Origin of the sequence: Schaalia odontolytica (genome assembly GCF_031191545.1) — a bacterium.
GTDB lineage: Bacteria > Actinomycetota > Actinomycetes > Actinomycetales > Actinomycetaceae > Pauljensenia > Pauljensenia odontolytica.
In genome coordinates this window covers 1,596,302-1,617,471 of sequence record NZ_CP133472.1, presented here as the reverse complement: position 1 = coordinate 1,617,471, position 21,170 = coordinate 1,596,302, and the positions used below count along the sequence as shown (strand labels likewise).

The 21,170-nt window shown below is 62.5% G+C and carries 12 protein-coding genes; 4 read left to right on the top strand and 8 right to left on the bottom strand.

All coding sequences use genetic code 11. From position 1 onward, the window contains the following. Window positions 1-75: 75 nt before the first annotated feature. The 6 genes from fusA to RDV55_RS06830 form a co-directional block, all read right to left on the bottom strand. Entirely contained in the window at window positions 76-2,199 is a 2,124-nt protein-coding gene (gene fusA, locus RDV55_RS06855; protein WP_111823851.1) for an elongation factor G, read from the bottom strand. A gap of 80 nt (window positions 2,200-2,279) precedes the next feature. Then, window positions 2,280-2,750 (bottom strand): 30S ribosomal protein S7, encoded by a 471-nt coding sequence (gene rpsG, locus RDV55_RS06850; protein WP_003790637.1) that lies wholly within the window; start codon window positions 2,748-2,750, stop codon window positions 2,280-2,282. Further along, window positions 2,750-3,124, bottom strand: a complete 375-nt coding sequence (rpsL, locus tag RDV55_RS06845) for a 30S ribosomal protein S12 (RefSeq protein ID WP_111823852.1) — start codon at window positions 3,122-3,124, stop codon at window positions 2,750-2,752. Before rpsL ends, rpsG begins: the two co-directional genes overlap by 1 nt. A gap of 506 nt (window positions 3,125-3,630) precedes the next feature. Next, entirely contained in the window at window positions 3,631-4,551 is a 921-nt protein-coding gene (locus RDV55_RS06840; RefSeq protein ID WP_245907696.1) for a glycoside hydrolase family 3 N-terminal domain-containing protein, read from the bottom strand. An 11-nt stretch (window positions 4,552-4,562) separates the two neighbouring features. After that, entirely contained in the window at window positions 4,563-5,318 is a 756-nt protein-coding gene (locus tag RDV55_RS06835) for a fibronectin type III-like domain-contianing protein (protein ID WP_245907697.1), read from the bottom strand. 144 nt (window positions 5,319-5,462) lie between these two features. Beyond that, on the bottom strand, window positions 5,463-6,581 hold the full coding sequence (locus RDV55_RS06830) for a glycoside hydrolase family 3 protein (protein ID WP_245907698.1): 1,119 nt from the start codon (window positions 6,579-6,581) through the stop codon (window positions 5,463-5,465). Between the two features lie 845 nt (window positions 6,582-7,426). On the opposite strand from RDV55_RS06830, the gene RDV55_RS06825 reads away from it, so the two are divergent. Further along, window positions 7,427-8,476, top strand: coding sequence for a putative endonuclease domain-containing protein (locus RDV55_RS06825; RefSeq protein WP_245907699.1), 1,050 nt, complete (start codon window positions 7,427-7,429; stop codon window positions 8,474-8,476). 501 nt (window positions 8,477-8,977) lie between these two features. Here RDV55_RS06825 and RDV55_RS06820 read toward each other — a convergent pair. Next, window positions 8,978-12,880, bottom strand: a complete 3,903-nt coding sequence (locus tag RDV55_RS06820) for a DNA-directed RNA polymerase subunit beta' (protein ID WP_111823853.1) — start codon at window positions 12,878-12,880, stop codon at window positions 8,978-8,980. A 15-nt stretch (window positions 12,881-12,895) separates the two neighbouring features. Continuing rightward, window positions 12,896-16,372: a DNA-directed RNA polymerase subunit beta gene (rpoB, locus tag RDV55_RS06815; RefSeq protein WP_111823854.1), complete on the bottom strand. Its 3,477-nt coding sequence runs from the start codon at window positions 16,370-16,372 to the stop codon at window positions 12,896-12,898. A 1,670-nt stretch (window positions 16,373-18,042) separates the two neighbouring features. Here rpoB and RDV55_RS10550 point away from each other — a divergent pair. The 3 genes from RDV55_RS10550 (at window position 18,043) to RDV55_RS06805 (ending at window position 20,710) form a co-directional block, all read left to right on the top strand. After that, the gene (locus RDV55_RS10550; protein WP_111823855.1) at window positions 18,043-18,957 is read left to right on the top strand and encodes a tyrosine-type recombinase/integrase; all 915 of its coding nucleotides are present in this window, start codon (window positions 18,043-18,045) and stop codon (window positions 18,955-18,957) included. 64 nt (window positions 18,958-19,021) lie between these two features. Further along, window positions 19,022-19,822: a ParA family protein gene (locus RDV55_RS06810; RefSeq protein WP_111823856.1), complete on the top strand. Its 801-nt coding sequence runs from the start codon at window positions 19,022-19,024 to the stop codon at window positions 19,820-19,822. A gap of 423 nt (window positions 19,823-20,245) precedes the next feature. After that, window positions 20,246-20,710 carry a hypothetical protein gene (locus RDV55_RS06805; RefSeq protein WP_111823858.1) on the top strand — a complete coding sequence of 155 codons (465 nt, stop codon included), beginning with the start codon at window positions 20,246-20,248 and terminating at the stop codon, window positions 20,708-20,710. Window positions 20,711-21,170: the final 460 nt, after the last annotated feature.

Below are 21,170 nucleotides of genomic sequence, written 5' to 3'. Positions count from 1 at the left end.
AGACCTACTGGGTTTACTTGTGTGTGAGGCGGCTCGCAGGGCAGGTCACCCTGCCCCACGAGCCCCCGGTGGGACTCAGTTGCCCCGAGACTTGCCGACGATCTCGTCCGCGACGGCGCGCGGAACCTCGGCGTAGCTGTCGAACTCCATGGAGTACACAGCGCGACCCTGCGTCTTGGAGCGCAGGTCGCCGACGTATCCGAACATCTCGGACAGCGGAACCTGAGCCTTGACGACGCGCACGCCGTGCTGCTCGTCCATCGACGAGATCTGGCCACGACGAGAGTTGAGGTCACCGATGACGTCGCCCATGTACTCCTCGGGAGTACGAACCTCGACGGCCATGATCGGCTCGAGGAGGACGGGACTAGCCTTCTTGGCGGCTTCCTTCAGCGCCATCGAGCCAGCAACCTTGAACGCCATTTCGGAGGAGTCGACCTCGTGGTAGGCGCCGTCGAGGAGCGTGGCCTTGATGTCCACCATCGGGTAGCCGGCGAGAACGCCAGACTGCATGGCATCCTTGATGCCCGCGTCGACCGACGGAATGTACTCGCGCGGAACTCGGCCACCGGTGACCTTGTCCTCGAACATGTACTCTTCCTCGGAGTCGGCCGGAAGGGGCTCAAGGGCGATGATGACGCGCGCGAACTGACCGGAACCACCGGTCTGCTTCTTGTGCGTGTACTCGTACTTCTCGACCGTCTTGCGGATGGTCTCGCGGTAGGCAACCATCGGGTTACCCACGTTGGCCTCGACCTTGAACTCGCGACGCATACGGTCGACGATGATGTCGAGGTGAAGCTCACCCATACCACCGATGATGGTCTGGCCGGTCTCGGCGTCGAGCTCGACGGTGAACGTCGGGTCCTCTTCCGCCAGCTTCTGAATGGCGACGCCCATCTTCTCCTGGTCGGCCTTCGACTTGGGCTCGACGGCAACCTGGATAACGGGGGCGGGGAAGGTCATCGACTCCAGAACGATCGGCTTGTCCAACGCGCACAGCGTGTCGCCGGTCGTCGTGTCCTTGAGACCGATCACCGCGTAGATGTGGCCAGCGTGCGCCACGTCGACGGGATTCTCCTTGTTCGAGTGCATCTGGAAGATCTTGCCGATGCGCTCCTTCTTGCCCTTGGTCGAGTTGAGGACCTGGGCACCGGACTCGACCTTACCGGAGTACACGCGGATGAAGGTGAGCTTGCCGTAGAAGGGGTGAGCAGCGATCTTGAACGCCAGAGCGGAGAAGGGCTCATTCTCGTCGGGCTGACGCGTCTCGGTCTCTTCCTCGGTCTCAGAGCCGGGGAGGAAGCCGCGAACGTTGCCGATGTCGAGCGGGGAGGGCAGGAAGTCAACGACGGCGTCGAGGACGGGCTGCACGCCCATGTTGCGCAGAGCGGTACCGCAGTAGACGGGGAACGCCCGCGAGGAGATGGTCAGGAGGCGGATGCCTTCCTTGATCTGCTCGAGCGAGAGCTCGCCGTTCTCCAGGTAGGCCTCGGTCAGCTCGTCCGAGCCTTCCGCGGCAGCCTCAACGAGAGCCTCACGGTACTCTTCAGCCTTCTCCTGGTACTCGGCCGGGATCGGGCCGCGCTCGACGATGGAGCCGAACGTGTCATTGCCCTTGTCATCCTTAGCCGGGTAGGTCAGGGCCTCCATGGTCAGCAGGTCGATGTTGCCGACGAAGTCGTTTTCGGCACCCATCGGGATCTGCATGACGATGGGGGTCGCGTGCAGGCGGTCGCGGATGGTGCCCACCGAGAAGTAGAAGTCGGCACCCATCTTGTCCATCTTGTTGATGAAGCAGATACGCGGAACGTCGTACTTGTCGGCCTGACGCCACACGGTCTCGGACTGGGGCTCAACGCCCTCCTTGCCGTCGAACACGGCGACAGCGCCGTCGAGGACGCGCAGGGAGCGCTCAACCTCAACGGTGAAGTCAACGTGACCGGGGGTGTCAATAACGTTGATCTGGTTACCGTTCCAGAAAGAGGTAACGGCGGCGGACGTAATCGTGATGCCGCGTTCCTTTTCCTGTTCCATCCAGTCGGTGGTCGAGGCACCGTCGTGCGTCTCGCCCAGCTTGTAGTTGATGCCCGTGTAGAACAGGATTCGTTCCGTCACGGTCGTCTTGCCGGCATCGATGTGAGCCATGATGCCAATGTTGCGGACCTTGTTGAGATCCGTCAGCACCTCTAGTGCCACGAGTGTGGTTCCTTCGTTCGAAGTAATGGGTGTTATTGCTGCGTGAGACGAGGCCCGGTTGCCCAGGCCTCGTCTTTACATCACCAGCGGTAGTGCGCGAAGGCGCGGTTGGACTCAGCCATCTTGTGCATGTCCTCACGGCGCTTCACAGCGGCACCGAGGCCGTTGGAGGCGTCGAGGATCTCGTTGGCGAGACGCTCGGTCATGGTCTTCTCGCGACGCTGACGCGAGAAGTCGACCAGCCAGCGCAGGGCAAGCGTCGTGGCGCGCGCGGGGCGGACCTCGACGGGGACCTGGTAGGTCGCGCCGCCGACTCGGCGGGAGCGGACCTCAAGGGCCGGACGAATGTTCTCGAGAGCGCGCTTGAGCACGGAGACGGGCTCCTGCTCCGTGCGCTCACGAACGGTTTCAAGCGCGCCGTAAACGATGCGCTCGGCGACGGTCTTCTTGCCATCGAGGAGAACGCGGTTGACCAGCTGGGTCACGACCTTGGAGCCGTAGACCGGGTCATCGACGAGGGGGCGACGGGGAGCGGGGCCCTTACGAGGCATTACTTCTTCTCCTTCTTCGCGCCGTAACGAGAACGAGCCTGCTGACGGCCGCGGACACCCTGGGTATCGAGCGAGCCGCGGACGATGCGGTAACGCACGCCCGGCAGGTCCTTCACACGACCACCGCGCACGAGCACGATCGAGTGCTCCTGCAGATTGTGGCCCTCACCGGGAATGTAGGCGGTGACTTCGATGCCCGACGAAAGGCGCACACGAGCGACCTTTCGCAGAGCCGAGTTCGGCTTCTTCGGCGTGGTGGTGTACACACGGGTGCACACGCCGCGACGCTGGGGGGAGCCCTTCAGCGCGGGGGTCTTCACCTTTCCGCGCTTCGAGACACGTCCCTTGCGGACGAGCTGCTGAATGGTAGGCACTGGGTCTCCAGTTTCTTTCCGTCGGCGGCCTCCCCTTGCTTCAAGGAGTGGCCCTGATTGTCAGTCTTCCGCGACTGCGTTTACCCCCGTGTGGGCACACGTGTCCGTCTGGGGGCCGGCGCGCCATGATAACCACGAGGGTCAGAGAATGACGCCCGGAGCTCCGACGGACGGAGCCCGCTCCCGGTTTCCCGGGCACAGAGGTTCCACAGAAGCGGGAACCGCTCTCAAGGATAGTGCGAAACGTCGCCGTTCGTCAAAGGGGGTACATTGTGGTTCCCCCCTCATCGTCGAGGCACGGGTCGCGTATTGTCCCTGCGTGTCCTCCTGCGCATCTGCCGTTGCGCGCGGCTCCTTGACTCACGCGAGCCCCAACTGTGCCCACCCTCGCGCCTTCCGGGAATGCGGAGAGGCCCGCAAGGCGTGTGCCTGCGGGCCCCTCCCCCACGGGCGTGATTCTCAGTCACACCCGATCACTGTGGACGATCCGATTGATCGCGGAGGTATCAGTCCTCCGCCTTATCAGCCCCGGCCTCGTCAATCGAGGCGGCCGGCTCGACGGTCATCACGGCCGCGGCCTTGCGGGCGCGGTAGCGTCGGATCGCCACCACCTCAAGGCCTGCGAGCGCCAGGATCGCTGCCGCCGCTGCCACCCAGGAGATGTACTCCCACGCGTTGCGGGTGACCTCGGGTTGGCCGTTCTCGTACATCCACGAGTTCGCGACCGTGTACAGGATGTTGTGCGAGGCACCCCGCAGCGCCGTCACGCCGCCGGCATCCTGGACGTTGACAGTGGCGATCGGCATGTCGATCGTCGCGAGCATCATGTCGCCGCCGTTACGGGTGATCTGATCCGCGTTCTGGTAGCCGTAGCCGGCGAAGTAGTCGGTCAGAACCATGCCGCGGAAGCCCCACTCGTCGCGCAGGACACCCTGCAGCAGAGAGGAACCTGCACCCGCGTACTCTGGGCCGATGTAGTTGAAGGCACTCATGATTGCGTGCGCGCCGCCGTCCTTAACGCCGATCTCGAAGGAGCGCAGGTAGATCTCGCGCATCGCCTGCTCATTCGTCCAGGTCGCCAGCATGTGCGTGCGGTTGGTTTCTTGATCGTTGAGCGCGAAGTGCTTGAGGAAGGCATACACGCCCTTGGCTTGAGCGCCCTTGATCTCCTCGGCGACCTGCGTGCCAGCCAGGACCGGATCCTCCGAGAAGTACTCGAAGTTACGGCCCGCGTAGGCGTAGCGGTAGGTGTTCGTGGCGGGTGCGTACCAACCTGAGACCTGCATGTCGTGCGCCATCGTGCCGATCGCATCACCGAAGGAACGAGCAAGTTCCTTGTTGAAGGTCGCGGCCACGGACACTGCGGAAGGCAGGCCGATCGAGCCGACCCCCGTGAAGTTGTTGTTCAGCGAGGCTGGGCCGTCCACGTCAGAGACCCTCAGCTTACCGATCGAGAATATCGCCGGGGAGCCGTAGCCGCCTTGGAGATAAGGGTGTTCATTTCCTTGACGGTCAGCTGGTCGAGGAGCTGGTCCCACTTGGGGTCGTCGTAGTCTAGGCCCGCAAGGTCTCCCAGGACGAGGCCGTTCGTGGCGCCCGTGGTCGGCATCGTCGCACCCTTGACCGCCTCGTCCGAGGCCGCGTCGTAGTTCGACGTCGCGAGGAACTTCGCCTTGTTGGCCTCGCTCATCTCGAAGTTCGTGGGGGCGGCGGTCGCCTCCGCGAGGTTGGCGAAGCGGCCGGCGCGCGACACGTAGGTGACATCGCCCCTGGCATCGTCGAAGCGGTTGGTGGCCACGACCTTGTCGCCGTCGTGCGTGTTGTCGGCGGTGTTGAAGGTTTGGGTCACTCCCACCGTGAACGTCTTCTCATCGATGACGTCATGCGAGTTGGAGCGCGCGGAAATCTTATAGTCGCCGGCCTCGAGCACGTAGGCCTTGGCATTCGTCGCATCGTAGGAGGCGAGCGCGTCGCGGTTCCACGTGACGGTCAGCGTCTGGGACTCGCCGGGCTCCAGCAGCTTCGTCTTCTCGTACGACAGCAGGTTCGCGGCAGCCTTCTCGATACCGCCATCCGTGTAGGGCGGGTTGTCATAGATCTGAACGACGTCCTTACCGGCAACCTGGCCGGTATTCGTGACGGTCACGTCCACGGACATCGCGCCCGTGGCCTCGTTGACAGAGATATCGCTCATCGATTGAGAGAACGTCGTGTAGGACAGGCCAAAGCCGAAGGGGTAGACGACCTCGGAGGCGTAGTCGATGACTCCCTCAGCAGCGGCAGTCTCGTACCAGCGGTAGCCGACGTAGATCGAGTCGTTGTAATTGACGAAGGACGGCTACGTCTGAGTGCCCTTGTTGAAGGGGTCATCCTGGGCGAAATCCGTCATGTTTGTGTACTGGAAGTCGCCGAAATTGTTGGCAGCGGGGCCGGCCTTGATGTCACGCGGGAACGTGTCGGGTGTCTTGGCCGAAGGGTTGACCTCGCCGTCCAGGATACGTCCCAGCGCGTTGAAGCCAACCTGGCCGCCCGGGATCGCCCACACGATCGCGTCGATCTCCGGGTCGTCCTGGAGATCGCCCAGCTGGAAAGCGTTGGCCGCATTGATGACGACGGCCGTCTTGTCCGACGTCTTCTTCGCCAGCTCAATCATGTCCTTCTCGGGACGCGTCAGTTCGAGGTAGCCCTGACCATCCTCGAAGTCCGCGACCTCCTCGGAGTTGTTCGTGTAGCTGAAGTACGGGTTGTCAGCCATCTCCCGGTTGACGTCCCGGGGCAGGTCGAAGCCCTCGCCGCCCGAGCGGGCGATCGTCACGACGGCGGTGTCACCGAATGCGGCGGCGTTGGAAAGGACTGACTCGGAATACTTGTCCTGTGTGGGCTCGGGCAGAGACCAGTCGGCCTTAAACATGCCGACCTCGGGGCGCTCAGCGCGGTAGGAGGTGTACAGGCTCGTCAGTTCATCGTTCGTGGTGAAGCCTGCGTTGTGGAGGCCGTCGAGGAGGGTCGTCGTCGGATTGTCCTTCGACAGCGAGCCGGAACCGGTGCCGCCGTAGATCGGATTCGTCGAGCCCCAGCCCCACACGTTGAACGCGCTTCCCTTGGCCAGAGGCAGGGCGCCGCCCTGGTTCTTCAGGAGGACCATACCCTCGTCAGATATGTCGTTGCCCAGGTCTTCGACCTGAGCCTTCGACTCGTCAGTGAGCGCACCGGTCCCGGCCGCGAGGTCGAGCACCGTCTTGAAGCCTCCGTACAGCATCGACACGACGGCCACGACCACTGCGACGAAAGCTACAACCCAGGCGGTTGAGCGCGCGAGCTTACGGGCAGGCTTGCCCATCTTGAAAACAGCGAGGGAGACGATGATGGCGAGCGCCAGCGCCACGCCAACGACGACCAAGGGGACCTTGATCGACTCAACCATCTTCCACACATCAGACCAGTTGATGGAAAGCATTGTTGATGTCTTCTTTCAGTTCCAAAACCCTGCATCCCAGAGCCAGATCAGCCCCCTTTCCATCCCCGCATATGTCGTCATTAACGTGGGTCGCCGCAGACCAGAGGGCAGATGGGAACCGATACCACCCATTCAACCGCATGGTCGGCTCCTTGAGGTGCGACCTCGTTCGTTCTGTCGGATTGGGCGCACAATCTGTCGCGGGGCGGGTCGGGACAACGGCGTGGCACTGTCCGCATTCATTCTTCGGCGACCTGGGCGTACACCGGCAGACACCAACGTTGCTGCGAGCACATCATGTCAGGCGAGACACCGCTCGGATTGAGGCATGTTCGGACCATGAGCTCACAACACCCACGACCAGGTCCGTCACACTGCTCCAGCACTGTTGAAGACCAACGTCTCACGCGCGAAGGCGAGTGTTCGCAGTTGAAGAACCCCAGCCTCGTCAATGCCCAACGCACAGCGAGAACCCGCACCGTACCCAGGTATCACTTCGACTCACACGTCGACCCGATAACCTGCACGTGAACCCCTTCATACGCACGCAAACCCGATAACCTGCACGTGAACCCCTTCATACGCACGCAAACCCGATAACCTGCGCGTGGGCAGGGTCGCCCACGCGCACATCTAGGGGTTAACGTGCGGATCAAGAGACCCACGCGCATATCTAGGGGTTGACGTGCGCTTCTCAGCGCATCTATCGCGAACACAGACTCTCCAACGGTCATCGAGTCGCTGGGGAAACCGTCTGTACACAGGCAACGTGGCTCCGCAACGGTTATCCACAGGTAACCACATTCTGCTTGCACTCTAGTTCTTCTGGGATCTACACAGGGCACATGATCACTATCGAGACCTTCAGAACTCACCGGCACAGTCGTTCCAGCATCGTCAACAACCCGGACGTCCTGGTGATTCGTCGTGGCTACCGTGTACGTCTGCACGGTGACCGCAATGCTCAACCGTGGGAGATCTGGCGGAGCATCAACATCGCTCGTCTCCACGCACTCGACTACCAGTCCACACAGCGTGTGGTTTTCACAGGACATAGCGCTCTCTTGCTTCACGGAATCCCAACATGGTCGACGAATTCTTGCGTCGAGGCATGGCCGAGCAAGACGGTTCTCCATCTTCGCCCGTTCCCCGCGGTACACCACCAAAAAACGGTCGTGCCGGGCACCGCGGTCATCAGTCGGAGTATGCCACCGCGTAGCATCGTCCATATTGGCGGCCTCGAAGCAGAATCTCCCATTGATGCCAGCGTTCGTCTCGCCCTCAACGAGCAACCTCGTGAGGCGTTCATTGCTGCATGCATGGTGATGCATACCCTCGCGCATTTCGACAGATTTACTCTCAATGAATCGCGACATAGGTGTGAGCAGACTCGGCGCATGATGCTCGATGAACTCTCGCGTTTCTCCGGCCACCACGGTTACCTGCGTGCTCAGGCAGTCGTCGAAGCAGCCGATGGAGGTTGCGATAACGTTTTCGAGGCCACGGTACTGTGGATCGTCAAAAGCCTGTACGCGGGGCGCGTACTCACACAGTTCCCGATCACTATCGACGACCGCACCTATTTCGGGGATATTGTTCTTCCGGATCTGAAGGTCATCGTCGAACCTGACGGACGCACGAAGTTCGGCGACAATGAGCAGGAAGTACGGGACAACACCGGCAAGTGGCTCACTCGCCAACACGATCTGACGAACGCTGGATGGAGGGTCGTACGTGTCCGCTGGCAGGATACGGAGAATCTTGTCGCCTTCCGAACAGGCATCGCGGCGCAGCTGAGGATCGAGCACCTGGCGATGACGCAGCAGTCACTTCGCCTGTGGGCAGAGCCTCGACAACCGCATGCACCCCGCAGCAAACAAAGAACTCACAGGTAGTAGCCGTTCCGTACTGATATGTGCCTGTCGGTAGACGCGCCACATCGATGCAGCAGGACGATTCACCCTGTCGCGCGTAGCGCGAACACTCCCGTGCTGGCAGAAACCCATCCACTTCCAGAATGGCATTGTGGCTTGGTTCGTTTCATGACGAGTAGGTTCCCAACACACACAAACCCGATTACTCGCACGCTAACCCCTTCATACGCACGCAAACCCGATAACCTGCACGTGGGCAGGGTCGCCCACGCGCACATCTAGGGGTTAACGTGCGGATTAGGAGGCCCACGCGCATATCTAGGGGTTAACGTGCGGATCAAGAGGCCCACGCGCGCCACGACGAGGCCGGGGCTGGCATCTGCCCACCATCGCCTCACACCGGACGAGACCCGGGTACTCCCCCGCAGTGCGCACTAACAGCGCCGGGGCGCACACAAAGAACCCCGGCCTCGTCGCGTTGTCACGGACGAGGCCGGGGTCCTCACGGGTGGACGATGCCGATTACTCGCGGAAGTTCATGCCGAAGTCGATGGCGCCCAACGCGTCGAGGAAGTCCTCGGACACGGAGCCGTCACCGAAGTCTGCCTCGGAGTAGTTCGAGTTCGCCATGGCCTCAGCCGTCGGCTCAACGATGACGTCGTTGTAGCGCGACAGGCCGGTGCCGGCCGGGATGAGCTTACCGAGGATGACGTTCTCCTTGAGACCAACCAGGGAGTCCGACTTGCCGTTCATGGCGGCCTCGGTCAGGACCTTGGTGGTCTCCTGGAAGGACGCAGCCGACAGCCACGAATCCGTGGCCAGCGACGCCTTCGTGATGCCCATCAGCATCTGGCGGCCGGAGGCGGGCTGGCCGCCCTCGGCTGCGACGCGACGGTTCTGCGTCAGGTACGCCATGCGGTCGACGAGCTCACCGGGCATGAACGTCGTGTCGCCGGGTTCCAGGATGGTGACGCGGCGCAGCATCTGACGGACGATAACCTCGATGTGCTTGGCGTGAATGCCCACGCCCTGGTCGCGGTAGACCTTCTGGACCTCGTCCACGAGCATCTTCTGGGACACGTTGCGACCCATGATGCGCAGGATTTCCTTGGGATCCAGCTGGCCCTCCGTCAGGGGGGTGCCGGCCTCGATGTGCTGGCCCTCGGAGACGAGGAGCTTCTGGCGACGCGAGACCTCGATGACCAGGTCTTCCTTGCCGTCGTCACGGGTGATGACGACCTTACGCGCGCTCGGGTCTTCGTCGTCAATGTGGACGCGGCCGGCGGCCTCGTTCATCTTCGCCTCGACCTTCGGGCTACGGGCCTCGAAGAGTTCCTGAACACGGGGCAGACCCTGAGTAATATCCGCAGCGGAGGCGGCACCACCGGTGTGGAACGTACGCATCGTCAGCTGCGTGCCGGGCTCACCGATCGACTGGGCGGCGATGATGCCGACGGCCTCGCCGATGTCGACCTGCTTGCCGGTGGCCAGCGAGCGACCGTAGCAGGCCGCGCAGGTGCCAACCTGCGACTCACAGGTGAGGACGGAACGGCAGACGATCTGCTCGACGCCGGCGGCAACAAGCTCGGCGAGCTGGTCATCACCCAGGTCGGTGCCCGCGGGCATGACGACCTCTCCGGCCTCGTTCACCGCGTCGCGGGCGAGGTTACGGGCGTAGGCGGTCGTCTCGATGGTCTCGGACGCCTCCCACTCACCAAACTCGTTCTTGTGCGCGATGTCGACCTTCAGGCCGGCGCGAGTGCCACAGTCGGCCTCACGGACGATCACGTCCTGCGAAACATCAACCAGACGACGGGTCAGGTAGCCCGACTCGGCGGTACGCAGAGCCGTATCGACCAGACCCTTACGGGCACCGTGCGTGGCGATGAAGTACTCGAGAACCGTCAGGCCCTCGCGGTAGTTCGCCTTAATGGGCTGCTCGATCAGCTTCTGCTTCGGGTCGGACACGAGGCCACGCATACCGGCGATCTGCTGGACCTGCGACCAGTTACCACGGGCACCGGAGCTCACCATGCGGTACACGGTGTTGCGCTCGTCGAAGTTCGCGCGCATGTCGTCGGCGACCTCTTCGGTGCACTGCAGCCACAGCTTCACGAGCTCCTCGTAGCGGGTCTCCTCGAGGATGATACCCGTCTCGAACTGCTCGACGATCTCGGCGGCCTTGGCCTCGTAGCGGGCCAGGATCTCGCGCTTACGCGGCGAGGCCTGAATGTCGGAGAAGGCAATCGTGATACCCGACCAGGTCGACCAGTGGAAGCCGGCCGACTTGAGCGCGTCGAGGCAGTCCGCCACGAGAACGTTCGGGTAACGCTGGGTCAGCGTGTTCACGATGTTGCCGAGCTGCTTCTTGCCGACGACCTCGTTGACGAACGGGTAGTCGGTGGGCAGCTGCTCGTTGAAGATCGCGCGGCCGAGGCTGGTCTCGAGGATCAGCTCGTCGCCGCTCTCCCACCCCTCGGGGGCTTCCCAGCCCTCGGGAGGCACGGTGCCGTCGGCGAAACGGATGCGCGCGGTCGCGTTCAGGTGGAGGTTGCCGGCGTCGAACGCCATCTGGGCCTCCGCCTGACTGGAGAAGTACGGAATCACGGGGTTTCCGTCTTCGTCCTTCTCGACGGGCACCGACGGGTCGGGAGTCGAGGTCAGGTGGAACAGACCGATGATCATGTCCTGCGACGGCATGGCCACGGGGCGTCCGTCGGAGGGCTTGAGGATGTTGTTCGTCGACAGCATGAGGATGCGGGCCTCGGCCTGTGCCTCAGCGCCCAGCGGCAGGTGGACAGCCATCTGGTCGCCGTCGAAGTCAGCGTTGAAGGCGCCACAGGCGAGGGGGTGCAGCTGGATGGCCTTACCCTCAATCAGCTGGGGCTCGAACGCCTGGATGCCGAGGCGGTGCAGCGTAGGTGCGCGGTTGAGCAGCACCGGGTGCTCGCGGATGACGTCGTCGAGGACGTCCCACACCTCGGGGCGCTGACGCTCGACCTTGCGCTTGGCGGCCTTGACGTTTTGCGCGTAGTTCTTTTCGACCAGGCGCTTCATGACGAAGGGCTTAAACAGCTCCAGGGCCATCTGCTTGGGCAGACCACACTGGTGCAGCTGCAGCTGCGGGCCGACGACGATAACGGAACGACCCGAGTAGTCGACGCGCTTACCGAGCAGGTTCTGACGGAAACGACCCTGCTTACCCTTGAGCATGTCCGAGATCGACTTCAGCGGACGGTTGCCCGGGCCCGCGACGGGGCGGCCACGGCGGCCGTTGTCGAAGAGGGCGTCAACGGACTCCTGAAGCATGCGCTTCTCGTTGTTGACGATGATCTCGGGGGCACCCAGCTCGAGCAGACGCTTGAGTCGGGTGTTGCGGTTGATGACGCGACGGTACAGGTCGTTGAGGTCGGAGGTCGCGAAGCGGCCACCGTCGAGCTGAACCATGGGGCGCAGGTCCGGCGGGATCACGGGGATCTTGGTGAGGACCATCGAGGCCGGCGAGTTGCCGGTCGCAACGAAGGCGTTGATGACCTTCAGGCGCTTGATGGCGCGGGCCTTACGCGGGCCGGAGTCGGAGGCGATGGTCTGACGCAGTGCTGCGACCTCGCCTTCCAGGTCGAAGGTCTCCAGGCGCTTCTGGATGGCGGCAGCGCCCATGTCGCCCTTGAAGTAGGTGCCGTAGCGAGCCACCATCGCACGGTAGAGGCGCTCGTCGCCCTCGAGGTCGCCGACCTTGAGGTCCTTGAAGCGCTCCCACACGGCCTCGAGGCCGTCGATGTCGCCGTCGAAGCGGCGACGAATCTTGGCCATCTCGCGCTCGCCCTGCTTGCGGGCGCGCTCGCGCTCGGCCTGCGAGGCACCGTCCTTTTCCAGGGCGGCCATGTCGGACTCGAGCTGCTCCGCGAAGTCGTTGATCGTCGCGTCGCGGTTGTTCTCCATCTGCTTCTTCTGCACCTCGAGTTCGGCGCGCAGTTCAGCCAGATCCTCGTGGCGACCCTTTTCGTCGACCTCGGTGATCATGTAGGCAGCGAAGTAGATGACCTTCTCGAGGTCCTTAGGCGCGAGGTTGAGCACGTAGCCCAGGCGCGAGGGAACACCCTTGAAGTACCAGATGTGCGTGACGGGCGCAGCGAGGTCGATATGACCCATGCGCTCACGGCGGACGCGGGAGCGAGTGACCTCAACTCCACACTTCTCGCAGATGATGCCCTTGTAGCGCACGCGCTTGTACTTGCCACACGCGCACTCCCAGTCGCGGGTGGGGCCGAAGATCTGCTCACCGAACAGGCCGTCGCGCTCGGGCTTGAGCGTACGGTAGTTGATGGTCTCCGGCTTCTTAACCTCACCGTGGCTCCAGACGGCGATGTCGTCGCCGGTGGCCAGGGTGATCTTCAGGCTGTCGAACGTTTTGGCGTCCAGCAAAGTTATCTCTCCCTATCAGATCGCATCGATGGTCGCCGCAGCGTTCGGACGGGCATCAAGGGTGATGCCCAGGTCCTCACGCGCATTGAAGTCTTCGTCCTGCTCACGCAGGTCAATAACGTTGCCGGCCGCGTCGAGAGCTTCGACGTTCAGGCACAGCGAGCGCATTTCCTGGATGAGGACTCGGAAGGACTCGGGGATGCCGGGCTCGGGGATGTCCTCGCCCTTGACGATGGCCTCGTACACCTTGACGCGGCCGGTGGTGTCGTCCGACTTGATGGTCAGCAGCTCCTGGAGGGCGTAGGCGGCACCGTAGGCTTCCAGGGCCCACACCTCCATCTCGCCGAAGCGCTGGCCGCCGAACTGGGCCTTACCGCCCAGCGGCTGCTGCGTGATCATCGAGTACGGGCCCGTGGAGCGGGCGTGGATCTTGTCGTCGACCAGGTGGTGAAGCTTGAGCATGTAGGTGTAGCCCACCGAGATCGGGTACGGGAACGGCTCGCCGGAGCGGCCGTCGAACAGGCGCGCCTTGCCCTCGTAGTTAGTGAGGACGTCGCCGTCGCGGTTCGGGTTCACGTTGCGCAGCAGGCCCGCGAGCTCGTCGGCCTCGAGGCCGTCGAACACGGGGGTGGAGACGTGAGTGCCGGGCTCGGTCGTGATGCCGTCGGCGGGCAGGTGCGCTGCCCACTCTTCGCCGGCCTTGACCGCGGACGAGGCGTCCCAGCCCTGGTGGGCGAGCCAACCGAGGTGGTACTCGAGCACCTGGCCGACGTTCATTCGGCCGGGGACGCCCAGCGGGTTGAGGATGATGTCGACGGGCGTGCCGTCGGCGAGGAAGGGCATGTCCTCGACCGGGAGGATCTTGGACACGACGCCCTTGTTGCCGTGGCGGCCGGCCATCTTGTCGCCGATCGTGATCTTGCGTCGCTGGGCGACGTAGACGCGCACGGTCTGGCGGACGCCGGGGTTGAGGTCGTCTTCGTCGTCGTTGAATTCGCGCACCCCGATGACGATGCCTTCTTCGCCGTGGGGGACGCGCAGGGAGGTGTCGCGCACCTCGCGGGCCTTCTCACCGAAGATGGCGCGCAGGAGGCGCTCTTCGGAGGTCAGCTCGGTCTCGCCCTTGGGGGTGACCTTACCGACGAGGATATCACCGGCAGTGACCTCGGCACCGATGCGGATGATGCCGCGCTCGTCCAGGTCGGCGAGGGATTCCTCGGAGACGTTGGGGATGTCGCGGGTGATCTCTTCCTCACCGAGCTTGGTCTCGCGGGCGTCGACCTCGTATTCCTCGATGTGGATCGAGGTCAGGATGTCTTCTTCCACGACGCGGCGGCTCAGGATGATGGCGTCCTCGTAGTTGAGGCCTTCCCACGACATGTAGGCGACGAGGAGGTTCTTGCCGAGCGCGACCTCGCCGTTGGAGGTGGCGGGGCCGTCGGCCAGGACGTCGCCGGCCTCGACGCGGTCGCCCTCGTCCACGATAACGCGCTGGTTGGTGCAGTTACCGGGGTTGGAGCGCTCGAACTTCTCGAGGCGGTAGGAGTCGCGGCCGCCCTCGTCCGTGGAGACGACGATCAGGTCCGCGGAGACCTCGGAAACGACGCCGGAGTGCGCAGCGAGGATCATTTCGCCGGAGTCGTGCGCGGCGCGCATCTCCATGCCGGTGCCGACCAGCGGGGCTTCCGTGGTGAGCAGCGGCACGGCCTGACGCTGCATGTTCGCGCCCATGAGGGCTCGGTTAGCGTCGTCGTGCTCGAGGAAGGGAATGAAGGCCGCGGCGACCGATACCATCTGACGCGCGGAGACGTCCATGTAGTCGACGCGATCGCGGGCGATCAGGGTCGGGTCCTCGCCGGCAACACGGCACAGGACGTCGTTCTCGGCGAAGGAGCCGTCGGCGTTGAGGGGCGACGAGGCCTGGGCGATGTAGTGGCCCTTCTCGTCGTCCGCGGTGAGGTAGCGGATCTCGTCGGTGACCTTGCCGTCCTTGACGACGCGGTAGGGCGTCTCAATGAAGCCGAAGGGGTTGATGCGCGCGAAAGTCGCGAGCGAGCCGATGAGGCCGATGTTCGGACCTTCGGGGGACTCGATCGGGCACATACGGCCGTAGTGCGAGGGGTGGACGTCTCGAACCTCCATGCCCGCGCGGTCACGAGACAGGCCGCCGGGGCCGAGGGCCGACAGACGGCGCTTGTGGGTCAGGCCGGCGAGGGGGTTGTTCTGGTCCATGAACTGGCTGAGCTGGGAGGTTCCGAAGAACTCCTTGATCGCGGCCACGACGGGGCGGATGTTGATCAGCGTCTGGGGCGTGATCGAGTCCGTCTCCTGGGTGGTCATGCGTTCGCGCACGGTGCGTTCCATGCGGGCAAGGCCGGTGCGGACCTGGCCCTGGATGAGCTCGCCGACGGCGCGGATGCGACGGTTGGCGAAGTTGTCGATGTCGTCGACCTCGACGCGGACCTCGACGGCCTCACCATTGCGGGTGCCGGCGAAGGTCTTGTCGCCCTGGTGCAGGGCGAGGAGGTACTTGACGGTCGCGACGATGTCCTCGAGGGACAGGGTCGAGGCCTTGGGGTCTGCTTCGATGGCCAGCTTCTTGTTGATCTTGTAGCGGCCGACCTTGGCGAGGTCGTAGCGACGAGAGTCGAAGTAGAAGTTGTTGAGCAGGGTCTGGGCGGCGTCGACGTTCGCGGGCTCGCCGGGGCGCAGCTTGCGGTAGATGTCGAGCAGGGCTTCTTCCTGCGTGGCGACAGTGTCCTTCTCGAGGGTTTCGAGCAGGACGGGGTAGGCGGCGAAGGTGTCGCGAATCTCGGATTCGGTCATGCCGATGGCCTTAAGGAAGTGGGTCACCGACTGCTTACGCTTGCGGTCGATGCGCACGCCAACAGAGTCGCGCTTGTCGATCTCGAACTCGAGCCATGCGCCGCGCGAGGGGATGATCTTCGCGCCGAAGGTTTCCTTGTCCGACGAGCGGTCCGAGAGTTTCTCGAAGTACACGCCGGGGGAACGCACGAGCTGGGAGACGACGACACGCTCGGTGCCGTTGATGATGAAGGTACCGCGGGGGGTCATGAGCGGGAAGTCGCCCATGAACACGGTCTGGGACTTGATTTCGCCGGTCTCGTAGTTCATGAACTCGGCGGTCACGTACATCGGTGCGGAGTACGTGTAGTCCTTCGCCTTGGCTTCCTCCATGGAGTACTTGGGGGATTCGAGGCGGTGGTCGTGGAACGACAGGCTCATGGTGCCTGCGACGTCCTCGATGGGGGAAATCTCGTGGAAGATTTCTTCGAGGCCGGAGACGTCGGGAACGTCGTTACGGCCGGATGCCTGTGCGGCTTCGACGCGGGCCTTCCACGCGTCGTTGCCCAGCAGCCAGTCGAAGCTCTCGACCTGCAGGCCCAGCAGATTGGGGGCCTGGAGGGGTTCACGAAGCTTGGCGAACGAGATGCGGTGCTTGGGCTGTTTGGCGGTGCTGTTGGCAGCCAAAGGGGATCCTTCCCTGCATTAACGGTGCGCACGCTGCCTTATCACCCATTATCTGACGCGTCCTGGTCCGTCAAGCGCCTGTTACGACGGCTGGATACGGGTCACCTCGGGCATGATAAGGCGCAACTACTCAGCTTACCGTGAGTCGCATCGCGAGTCAAGGCTCCGTGTGATATGTGCACGGTTTCACGGCCGAGGCCGTGGCCGTATCTCCCGTCGGGGATAACGGACCTGTCTGCCAGGTCTGAGCATTCGCAGCACTAGCATCCAGCTGTTTTGGGCATACATCGATTCACAGAGCAGCGGCCGCGCACTCCCAAAAGCGACACCTCACTCATGACCGCCATCATCGCCTATCTCGCCGACAAACCGATAAAAGATCGAGATAGCCATGATTGCAATGAGTTTGCCAGGACTCAGTGTCGCACCCACACACGATACCCGGAACGCGTCGGACGCAAATGAGCATGGGGGCCTTGATGATCCTTCTGGGACTACATCGCCCGAAGATTGCCACCTAGCAGTGACCGATTGGAGAGTAGACGCATGTTGATAGCAAGAAACCCGCTCGATAACACTTACATTAGCGCTTTCGATTTCAAACGTACGCCTCCCCAAGCCCGTCCCAATGACTTGTTATGCCCAGGACTAAGCCCCGATGGATCACCGTGTTCAGCATCCGTCAGACCAGCAGCGTTGGAATCAGGCCATAAACACCCGTATTTCCGTGTGCGCCGAGTGAACGACCACGTCGACGAATGCACGGAGAGTTCGACTCGTGTCAATCCAGCAGATAAGAACGTAGACAGGAGAGGAGTCAAGGGGAAAGAAGCACCACGCGGACCCGAAAGACGTGTTCAGATCGAACTCCGTCATCCGGAAGCTTCTGCTGCACGGGCTGTGCGCAGCGCGACCACAACGATCACGGGGCGTATCGGCCACCACCGCGCACCCGCGCAGAGGGACCACACACGCCCTATGACGCTTCAGTGCGGAATCCGTAAGGCAGCGTTGGACTACGCGCGCGACATCATCAGCGATACAGATACCGTTTCGCTGGGAGGCAAAAAAGGGCCAGCACGGCAATTCATTTACCCGGCTGAGCAACTGCTGCACGCACCCTATAACGGCCATGCGATCATAGCTTTCGGACAGCTGCACAGCATCAGTCAAGGAACAGCACTGAACACCTATTTCGTTCGACTACGCCGGCCAAACGGCGGCCCCACTAAAGTCTCAATCATGATTGGCTCTGAGCACTACGCATCACTACGGTTGCGGGTACAGCTAGCCAGAATAGAACCAAGCATGTGGACACTCATTGCGTGCGGGACAATCACAGGAAAAACGGAGGCCAAGAGATATCTTCGGCCGTTCGACGGGCTTTCGCTGTATCTACAGAGGACATCGATATCCGACTTTGGCAGCATACCCCACTCACGCACGGCGGGTACATGTAGCGATGGTGCCCCAAGTCGGGCTTGAACCGACGACCCACGGATATATCTCGAGTTTCCGCGGGCTTTACTTACTGGCAGCCCTGGTCATCCTCGATGCTCTTGCTCATTTGCCAGCATTGCCGCTTGTGCCAGCGTTACTGACACTGCCAGCTACGCCAGCATTGCCGCTATTGTCAGCGGCGGATGATGGGTCCCGTCATTTCCACGTAGATGGAAACGTTGGAGACCATGAGCACTCATCATCATGTCTTGGAACTACCGACCCCTCTCATGTGGGAGGGCCACGTTGACAACTTCATCGTCTTCCTGCGCTCTCAGGGACTCGTTGCGACTTCAATCCACACTAAGCGCAACCATGTACTCCAACTGGCCCGCGCGTTCCCCGATATTCCTCCCACAGAACTCGATCCCGGCTCCCTGGTTGAGTGGTGCGGCCTGCGAACCTGGGCAAACGAAACGAGACATGCCTACTACAGCACGTTCCGGAAGTTCTTCGGGTGGCTCGACTCCACACACCACTGCGGCAATATTTCCACGGTACTCCCCCGCATCCGCCGCCCCTCAGGAGTTCCACGCCCCATACCTGACTCCATCCTGGCGCACTGCGTCGATAACGCAAGTCCACGTGACGCTCTCATTTTGCGGTTGGCCGCCGAGGCTGGCCTGCGGTGCGTGGAGATCGCTCAAGTCGAGGCCGACGATGTCTACGAGGATGCCGACGGGTGGAGCCTTTTCGTCCGAGGAAAGGGAGGTCGCACGCGAACTGTGCCGATCACGACCGACCTGGCCCAGGCAATCATCACCTGCTGCGCAACAACTGGACAGTACGCGTTTCCTGGACGTTGTAGCGGCCATATGGCCGCCAACTCCGTCTCGCAAATCGGACGCCGGGTTTTGCCCGGCACCTGGACACTGCACAAGTTGCGCCATCGGTATGCAACGAAGGCGTACTCGGCCGAGCACGAACTGCTCATTGTTCGTGAGCTCCTCGGACACGCGTCGCTCCAGACGACCGTCCGCTATATCGCGCCATCCCCTCGAGCTCGCGACGCGGTTCTCGCAGCAACACGCATCCAATCGCCAGCATCTCCAAATAGCCCGGCATTGCCAGCGTCGCCAGATTAACCGGCACGGCTGGCAATGCCAGCCGCTAGCAATCCCAACGATTTCAGAGAAAAGAGAAACCATCATGCACGTCATCGCGATCGCCAATCAGAAGGGCGGGGTCGGCAAGACAGCGACTGCCTTCCACCTCGCTAACGCCCTGGCCCACGACGGCCACCGCGTCCTGGTTGTCGACCTGGATCCCCAGGCCAACGCCAGCTCGCTTCTGGCTTCCCCTCCGCTGGTTGAGAATCAGGCAGGAGTGGCCAACGCCTTGTCGGCGCACTCTGATCTCTCGCTCCCCGACATCATTACGACCACCATGTGGGACCGCGTATTCCTGGCCCCGTCGGGAGGGGAGGCCTTGGCAGCTGTGCGCGATGAGCTAGTCATCGCTGGCCCTGGCCGCGAAGCGCGGCTCGCTGAACAACTCGCGCTTGTCGAAGAGGACTTCGACGTGGTTCTGATCGACTGTGCACCGGCCCTGGACCTACTGACCTCGAATGCGCTGACCGCGGCCGACGGTGTACTCATCGTTACTCAGTCGAAGCTATTGTCGACAACGGGATTGGCGCACCTGCTCGACACTGTGGGTGTCGTTCGCCATTACCTCAACTCGGCCCTCAGCGTCGTTGGGGTCCTGGTAAACATGCATGAGGCGGGTACCGTTGCTGGCTCTCATTGGCTTGATGACGTGCGAGACGCCTGCAACTCGAAGGGGCTTCCTCTGTTCGAGCCTCCGATTCCTCGGCGCGTGGTGATCTCCGATGCTGCGGAGGCCCAAATGGGCCTCGACGAGTACCCCGGCGCCCCCGCCGAGTTGTCGGAGATGTACGCCCACCACAGTGCAACGATGCTCACCAACCTTGAGGAGAACGGCCGATGACTCCGCGTAGGCCAACGCCGATCAGGTCAGACCTCAGCACGGGTCCCGCCGCAGTTATCGCACCCCCACGGGAGACGACATCTACCAGCCGTGCCACACGTGCCAGAAAAGCCGCCAACTCCGGCAATGCTGGCAATGCCAGCGATACGGACGAGCGAATCGTCAAGGTGACCGCGCGAGTGAGCGCCGACATTGCTGGCCGGTGTCGCGCGGCGTATATCGACGGCGTGCTCGAGGGGGGACCTGCTTCTTTCGAGGCGTGGATCGTCGAGGCAATGACTGCCGCACTCGCTCGGGCAGAAAAGAAGCGGGGGCGCAGGTATGAGCCGCTTGCCGCGGACAGGATCCCTAAGGGGCGACGGTAGGATTAGTTTTCAAGCAACGTGCTTTCCATCGAAGGACCTCAATGGGAAGGAAGAGAGGGTGAACATGGATTTTCAAGGGTGCCTTAGTCTACTGGGAGTCATAGGTGGCCTTGTCTCTGCCGTCTGTGCCGTTATTTCGGTGTTTCAGGCGCGCAAGTCAAAGGAGGAAAGAGAGGCGGCTGAGAAGGTGGGCCGGTCTCTGGAGGTGCTGGCAGATGCCGTCGCAAGGCAGCAGCAAGCGCCACCGTGGGATCTACGTTGGGCCAGCGGCAATCGTTACCTACTGGTGAACACGGGTGCGGAGACCGTCGACGGTGTCGATATTGAATGCCTCGCGGAAAATGTTGCCTTTGGCGTCGAGGCTGAATCAATGCCAACTAGTATCGACTCTCACGCCTCTCTTTCCTTCATATACGAAGAGTCTATTGCGGCAGATGGGCACCGGGCTATCCGCGTGCACTGGATGCGGTCTGATGGGACAGCGGCCACGTGGGAGTCTCCAATTCCCCCGAAAGGCAGTTGACGTGGCCTACACAGATGGATTCAACACCCCAAGTTGAATGCCAGCAATGCCGGTATTTCCAGCACTGCCAGCAATGGGATGCAGCGTTAGTGCTGTTGATGTGTGTGCGTGAGAGAATTGGGGGGCCTCCGCGGCGTCGACCCCGGACCAGCAGTATTCCTGCCGGGGAGTTGACACCGACGAGAGGAGGTGACTGGGTGATGACGAAAGGCCATCGGCCGTCTCGAGTGAGGCGGCTGGGTCTGGATGGGAAGCAGAAAGCCCAGATCGCTGTAGCAGTGGTAACGACACTGCCGCAGCTGATCTGGGCGATTGCATTCCTGCTCAGCGCTCTCATCGGGCGCTGAGACCAGCCCGGATACCCGGGGAGTCGGACAGGTGACTCTGTTCGGCTCCCCTTCAGTATGCCACATTGGCGTGGCCACGCGGAAGGGGGCGTGTGCGTTCACGCGGCCACGGG

What these genes read in the sequence shown, in the direction of transcription:
- rpsG (WP_003790637.1), bottom strand. Translation starts at nt 2,750, where the DNA reads ATGCCTCGTAAGGGCCCCGCTCCCCGTCGCCCCCTCGTCGATGACCCG.
- RDV55_RS06835 (WP_245907697.1), bottom strand. Translation starts at nt 5,318, where the DNA reads ATGAGCGATATCTCTGTCAACGAGGCCACGGGCGCGATGTCCGTGGAC.
- RDV55_RS06830 (WP_245907698.1), bottom strand. Translation starts at nt 6,581, where the DNA reads ATGCTTTCCATCAACTGGTCTGATGTGTGGAAGATGGTTGAGTCGATC.
- RDV55_RS06825 (WP_245907699.1), top strand. Translation starts at nt 7,427, where the DNA reads ATGATCACTATCGAGACCTTCAGAACTCACCGGCACAGTCGTTCCAGC.
- RDV55_RS10550 (WP_111823855.1), top strand. Translation starts at nt 18,043, where the DNA reads ATGGAAACGTTGGAGACCATGAGCACTCATCATCATGTCTTGGAACTA.
- RDV55_RS06810 (WP_111823856.1), top strand. Translation starts at nt 19,022, where the DNA reads ATGCACGTCATCGCGATCGCCAATCAGAAGGGCGGGGTCGGCAAGACA.